This is a genomic window from Erwinia sp. (assembly GCF_031978025.1).
In the GTDB taxonomy this organism is placed as follows: Bacteria; Pseudomonadota; Gammaproteobacteria; order Enterobacterales; family Enterobacteriaceae; genus Erwinia.
Genome location: NZ_DALZCD010000059.1, coordinates 1 through 5,350 on the forward strand (window position 1 = coordinate 1; position 5,350 = coordinate 5,350).

6 protein-coding genes and 2 pseudogenes are annotated in these 5,350 nt (G+C 53.6%); 6 read left to right on the forward strand and 2 right to left on the reverse strand.

The features are described from left to right. Positions 1 to 223, forward strand: a pseudogene (locus tag RTK32_RS06780) (hypothetical protein); the annotation flags it as partial. A 101-nt stretch (positions 224 to 324) separates the two neighbouring features. On the opposite strand, the gene RTK32_RS06785 reads toward RTK32_RS06780, so the two are convergent. After that, positions 325 to 606, reverse strand: a complete 282-nt coding sequence (locus tag RTK32_RS06785) for a hypothetical protein (RefSeq protein WP_312042715.1) — start codon at positions 604 to 606, stop codon at positions 325 to 327. Between the two features lie 293 nt (positions 607 to 899). Between RTK32_RS06785 and RTK32_RS06790 the strand changes: the two genes are divergently transcribed. Continuing rightward, entirely contained in the window at positions 900 to 1,271 is a 372-nt protein-coding gene (locus RTK32_RS06790) for a hypothetical protein (protein ID WP_312042716.1), read from the forward strand. On the opposite strand, the gene RTK32_RS06795 is transcribed toward RTK32_RS06790, so the two are convergent. Further along, the gene (locus RTK32_RS06795; RefSeq protein ID WP_312042717.1) at positions 1,268 to 1,771 is read right to left on the reverse strand and encodes a pyocin knob domain-containing protein; all 504 of its coding nucleotides are present in this window, start codon (positions 1,769 to 1,771) and stop codon (positions 1,268 to 1,270) included. The two genes, RTK32_RS06790 and RTK32_RS06795, sit on opposite strands and share 4 nt — an antisense overlap. Between RTK32_RS06795 and RTK32_RS06800 the strand changes: the two are divergent. From RTK32_RS06800 to asr, 4 genes and pseudogenes are all read left to right on the forward strand, one after another. Then, positions 1,769 to 1,963: pseudogene (locus tag RTK32_RS06800) on the forward strand (tyrosine-type recombinase/integrase); the annotation flags it as partial. The gene RTK32_RS06795 and the pseudogene RTK32_RS06800 sit on opposite strands and share 3 nt — an antisense overlap. A 128-nt stretch (positions 1,964 to 2,091) precedes the next feature. Next, positions 2,092 to 3,393, forward strand: coding sequence for a two-component system sensor histidine kinase RstB (gene rstB, locus RTK32_RS06805; RefSeq protein ID WP_312042718.1), 1,302 nt, complete (start codon positions 2,092 to 2,094; stop codon positions 3,391 to 3,393). A 25-nt stretch (positions 3,394 to 3,418) separates the two neighbouring features. Then, the gene (locus RTK32_RS06810) at positions 3,419 to 4,906 is read left to right on the forward strand and encodes a carboxypeptidase M32 (protein ID WP_312042719.1); all 1,488 of its coding nucleotides are present in this window, start codon (positions 3,419 to 3,421) and stop codon (positions 4,904 to 4,906) included. Positions 4,907 to 5,061: 155 nt separating this feature from the next. Beyond that, positions 5,062 to 5,350: acid resistance repetitive basic protein Asr (gene asr, locus RTK32_RS06815; protein WP_312042720.1), on the forward strand; the 289-nt coding region annotated here is incomplete at its 3' end.

A 5,350-nucleotide genomic window follows, 5' to 3' on the forward strand; every position in this document is an offset into this window, starting at 1 on the left:
CGAACTGCCTGTTGATTTGTTTTACCTGGGCCGCAGCTTTCTTGATACCGACAACAGGTCTGCAAATCGTTTCGACGGAGAGCGATGTGTCAGGCTGGTAAAAAACGGGTATGCCAATCGGGAAAGCATCAAAAAAATAGCAAATATCATCATTGATAGATATCTCGATAAAATCGATGTCGATAAACTAAAAAGCACCGGAAGTAACATTTCTGGCAGGTAGTGTCATCACAAATCGAATGATTTTGGGAAACATAGGGCCAATGTTTGCGGACAGGATGATTGCAAAAATGCTGATTGGGTTCTCGTTTTCTACACTGCTGTCTATTGGCGCTTTTCAGTCCAGGGCAATTTATACCTCCAGAAAGTTGAGCCAAAGAGATCCTGAGCTGTATAACTGTCTAAGGGGGCTTGGGGATCTGGATTTACTGTATTTTTTGATGGAAAAAAGACTACAGCCATTTGAGACGGTATTTTTACTATGGCGGCAAAATCGCCCTTTGTTCGACGAAGTATCCCGTTTTTTTTTACAAAAGGTTCGCAGGTGATGAGATTTTTAAAAATTCTGGCATCTCGCGGCATAGCTGGCATTAGCGACTGCATCATAGTGGCAACCCTGGCGCTGCTTTTCTGGTTTGTAGCAATGTCAGAATCGCAGATGAAATACCTTTGGGCTGGATTGTCTTGCCTGGGATTCGTAGCAGCTTACCTCATTTATCGTGTAGCTGATCGTTTGCACGATGGCATTTGATAACTCGGTCAAAACGTTCGGGTAAGGCCGCAGAGAGGCGGTACCTGCCGATAAATACACACAGCACGTATCCGGCGATAGATTGGAACGCTTATTACCTTCAAAGGAAAGCAGTGGCTGGTAGCCGATTATTTTTCATAAATATCAAATGGATAACAAAGAAGCATGGCCATTTGATCGCAAGGGTGAAATTGCACTTTTCCCGGTTAAAGAAACAGTGACTAAAGTTCGTGACGGCTCAATACCTCAGGTCGATGCAGTATCACGTTTAACTCAAGTGAAACGTCCTGAGTTACCTAAAAAGAAATCATCTAATAACCCTGCCGCCGCCCTTGTTTTTCATGCCCTACGCCCCAGCCCGCCCCTGGCGGGCTTTTTTGCGCCTGCCGCGACGCTATTGGGGAGTAAATGTCTTTTTGGTACGGCACAGGAATTGGAGCGCTGCCGCCTAAAGTCAACTTTTCAATGCAACACCGGCCACCGTGCCAGGCCTTTCGCTGCTTCAGCAAGTGGCTATTAATACTCTTTCAATGCTGAGAACACCAGCGGATTACCGAACGCATACCGTCTGTATTCCACCATCGAGTTATAAGGCATATACACCTGGCAGCATCCTCCCTCCTCCACGCCGGTACGATAGACCACCAGCACACCAGCCGCCGCTTCCGGATAGTTGAGCGCCAGCGTCACGCGACCTGTGACGTTCTGAAAATACTGGCCGGGGTCGGTAACATTATCCAGGTTCGTGCCAGCCACCGGAGTCTCATCTGCAACAGGAACCGCGCCAGCCTCGCTGGCTGTTAAAGCGTCAGCCGTCGCCAGTTTGCCCAACCCCAGATTACCCCGCGCTTTTTCCTGCGCTTCTGCGCCTGCATCCGCTATTTCGGAAAGGTTATTCTTCACATGCAGATAATTTTCCGGGGCAACGGCCGATTGGGTTGTTATCGTGACAGAGGCAGTCACGCCAGAACTGGCCCCCGTGCGTGACAACGTGGCGGTTCCCTCTCCGTTAACGGCCATTATTCTGTAAGCTCTATAAAATCTATCTGGGACAAAGCTGTGAAACGAGCGGAGATCCGTCGCCGTTGCCCTTACCAGACGAGGCATACATTCGCATGCTGGATGCTATCTGCCGGTGCCAACCCTGCGTTTATAGCCGAACAGATGGGCCATGAAAACGCGGAAATGGTTTACACCGTCTACTCAGCGTGAATAAATGCCCTGGACGGCGATCAAATTGAGTGGCTAAACAAACGCATTGGGGGATTCTGTGCTGCCTCCATAGTGCCCCTTACCGTCAAAGCGTGATAGATAACATGTTGATATTCAGGCGATAAAATATGAAGAAGCTTTTTATACAGTTTTACCTACTGCTGTTCGTCTGCTTTCTGGTGATGGCGATGCTGGTGGGGCTGGTATACAAATTTACCGCCGAGCGTGCCGGGCGCGAGTCAATGGATGACCTGATGAAAAGCTCGCTCTACCTGATGCGTAGCGAGCTGCGGGAAATCCCGCCCCGCGACTGGAACAAAACCATCGACAACCTGGATCTTAACCTCTCGTTCAAGCTGCATATTGAGCCGATGAGTAAGTACCAGCTGGACGCGCCGACCATGCGACGCCTGCGGGCGGGCGGCATCGTTGCCCTTGATGACGAGTACACTTTTTTACAGCATATTCCGCGCAGCCATTATGTGCTGGCCGTGGGCCCGATCCCCTACCTCTTTTTCCTCCATGAAATGCGGATTCTGGATATTGTGCTGCTGGCCTTTATTGGTATTTCGCTGGCGCTGCCGGTCTTTATCTGGATGCGGCCGCACTGGAAAGATATGCTGCGGCTGGAGTCAGCGGCGCAGCGTTTCGGGCAGGGACATCTGGATGAACGCATTCATTTTGATAACGCCTCCAGCCTGCTGCGGCTCGGCGTGGCGTTTAATCAGATGGCGGACAATATCAATACGCTGGTGGTCAGTAAAAAGCAGCTGATTGACGGCATCGCCCATGAGCTACGCACGCCGCTGGTGCGCCTGCGCTACCGGCTGGAGATGAGCGATAATCTCAGCGCCAACGAAGCCGCCGCGCTGAATCGCGATATCGGCCAGCTGGAGTCGCTGATTGAAGAGCTGCTCACCTATGCCCGACTGGACAGGCCAAAAGTCGATCTGCATCTTCAGTCGCTCGATCTGGCCGCGTGGCTGAATGAACGGCTGGAGGATATGCGGATGGTGCATCCCGATTTTACCCTTGAGCTGGATACACCGCAGCGTCAGAACCTGGGCGTGGCGGATACCCGACTGATGGAGCGCGTTCTGGATAATTTGGTGAATAACGCCCTTCGCTATGCCCAACAGCGCGTGCGCGTCGGGCTGTGGTTTGATGGCGACACTGCCTGTCTGCAGGTGGAGGATGACGGGCCGGGCATTCCGCAGGCCGAGCGCGAACGGGTATTCGAGCCTTTTGTACGCCTGGATCCCAGTCGCGATCGAGCGACCGGCGGCTGCGGTCTTGGGCTGGCGATTGTCCATTCCGTAGCCCAGGCTTTTGGCGGTACCGTGACTATTGATGCCAGCCCGCTTGGCGGCGCGAGCGTTCGCTTTTGCTGGCCTGTTGATCTACCCTTAACCCCTTCCCGCGCTGCCTGACAGCGCCATGACTAAAAGGATATCTATGTCATCCGCCTATGCAAATCTGACCCGAACTTTTACCCGTCTTTCCCGTTTCGGTCACCTGTCGGCCATCGCTGGCTGGGATATGATGACCATGATGCCGCCGGGTGGCAGCAGCGCACGCGGCGCGGCGCTGGCCGAACTGAGCGTGCTTCGCCATGAGATCTTGACGGATAAAGCCGTGGCGCAATGGCTGGAGCAGGCCGCTAATGAGACCCTGAATGACGTAGAGCGCGCTAACCTGCGGGAGATGCATCGCGCATACCATCAGGCCGCCCTGCTGCCCGCTGCGCTGGTAGAAGAGAAATCGCTTGTCGGCGCTCGCTGTGAACACGCCTGGCGTCAGCAGCGTCCCGCCAACGACTGGCAGGGTTTTGCCGCTAATCTGAAAGAGGTGGTGAAGCTGAGCCGCCAGGAAGCCGAACTGCGTGCGCAGGCCAACGGCTGCTCCCGTTACGATGCATTGTTGGATCTTTACGAGCCTGGTATGACCGCGGCTAAACTGGACAGCACCTTTGGCGAGCTGAAACAATGGCTGCCTTCGCTGCTGACGCGCATTGTTGAGAAACAGTCGAGCCAGCCGGTCGCCGTTCCGGTCGGCCCTTTTGCGATCGAGTCGCAGCAGCAGCTGGGCCACGCGCTGATGAAGTTGCTCAATTTTGATTTCAATGCCGGGCGTCTGGATGTGAGCGCGCATCCGTTTTGCGGCGGCGTACCGGAAGATGTGCGCATTACTACCCGCTACAATGCCAACGAATTTATCAGCGCAATGATGGGGGTGATCCACGAAACCGGCCACGCCTGCTACGAGCAGAACCTGCCAAAACAGTGGCCCGGTCAGCCCGTTGCGCTGGCCCGCTCTACCGCCATTCACGAATCACAAAGCCTGTTCTTTGAAAAACAGCTGGGCCGCAATGAGGCGTTTCTAAGCCTGCTGTTACCACAGGTTAAAACGCTGATGGGCGACTGCCCTGAGCTGGATGAGGCGAACTTTATAGCGCTCAACCAGCGCGTCAGGCCAGGCCTGATCCGCGTGGATGCAGATGAGGTGAGCTATCCGGCGCATATTATTTTGCGCTATGAGATTGAGCGCGCGCTGATAGAAAGTGAGATTGAAGTGGACGATATTCCGGCGCTCTGGCAGGAAAAGATGCAGGCGCTGCTGGGGCTGGACACTACCGGCAACTATCGTGACGGCTGCATGCAGGATATACACTGGACAGACGGTTCGTTTGGCTATTTCCCTACCTACACGCTTGGCGCCATGTACGCGGCACAGCTTTTCAATAGTGTAAACAAGGCGCTGCCGCAGGTGCACAGCGATATCCGGGAAGGAAATCTGCAGCCTATTTTTGACTGGCTGCAGCAGAACATCTGGCAGCACGGCAGCCGTTTCACTACCCGCCAGCTGATTGAAAATGCCACCGGCGAAGATCTTAACCCGCACTATTTCAGGCAGCACCTGGAAAATCGTTATCTGAATAACTGATGCGCCAACACAAAGCCCGTTGCCCTGACGGGCTTTGTACAATCGGTAACACGCCGATACCAATCACTCACGGAAAGCTCTTCTCCCTTCCCTTATAGTCTCTTCACCGGCCCCGCAGTGGGCTGAAAATGAAATAACACTTTGAGGGTTGTGCAATGAAAAAATTATTCGCTCTGGTTGTAGCCGCTGCTATGGGTATCTCTTCAGTTGCTTTTGCTGCTGAAACCACCGCCGCGCCAGCCACTACCGCTCCGGCTGCTGCTTCTACTACCGCTGCACCAGCTCATGCTGCTAAACATCATAAAGCGCACAAGAAAGCCGTACAGAAAGCGCAGGCTGCTAAAAAGCATCATAAAGCCGCTAAGAAGCCAGTAGCGCAGAAAGCGCAGGCGGCCAAGAAAGTTCACCACAAGAAAGCCACCAAGCCAGCTGAACAGAAAGCGC

Coding starts and splice junctions, on each gene's coding strand:
- RTK32_RS06785 (WP_312042715.1), bottom strand. CDS start 606: ATGATGCAGTCGCTAATGCCAGCTATGCCGCGAGATGCCAGAATTTTT.
- RTK32_RS06795 (WP_312042717.1), bottom strand. CDS start 1,771: ATGGCCGTTAACGGAGAGGGAACCGCCACGTTGTCACGCACGGGGGCC.
- rstB (WP_312042718.1), top strand. CDS start 2,092: ATGAAGAAGCTTTTTATACAGTTTTACCTACTGCTGTTCGTCTGCTTT.
- RTK32_RS06810 (WP_312042719.1), top strand. CDS start 3,419: ATGTCATCCGCCTATGCAAATCTGACCCGAACTTTTACCCGTCTTTCC.
- RTK32_RS06790 (WP_312042716.1), top strand. CDS start 900: ATGGATAACAAAGAAGCATGGCCATTTGATCGCAAGGGTGAAATTGCA.